The 252-nt window shown below is 48.8% G+C and carries 1 protein-coding gene; it reads left to right on the top strand.

Annotation, left to right across the window (positions count from 1 at the left end; translation table 11 throughout):
• A partial coding sequence (locus tag ACLJNW_RS26945) for a FimD/PapC C-terminal domain-containing protein (protein WP_410961615.1) occupies positions 1–252 on the top strand: 252 nt, incomplete at both ends.

The following is a 252-nucleotide window of genomic DNA, read 5'->3' as shown; positions in this document are numbered from 1 at the left end:
ACCAAAGAGTATGGAACTGGCAAACGGTATTAAGAATATTACCGTCGCGCACAGCGCTTTTCGGGTCCTGGATTTCAACGTGCTGAATACACGCCGTGTGATGCTGGCAGTAAAGCGTCCGGATGGCTCATGGCTACCTAAAGGCACCAGCATTGTAGATGAAAAAAATAACTATTTGGTCAGCGCTGTCGACAGCGGACGCGTATTTATCACCGATGTTGGGGATAATCCTGCGTTATATGCCGCTGATGC

This window comes from Salmonella sp. SAL4457, assembly GCF_046548235.1.
In the GTDB taxonomy this organism is placed as follows: domain Bacteria; phylum Pseudomonadota; class Gammaproteobacteria; order Enterobacterales; family Enterobacteriaceae; genus Salmonella; species Salmonella enterica.
Note: the sequence above shows the minus strand (reverse complement) of the source record. Positions and strands in the feature narration are given on the sequence as shown.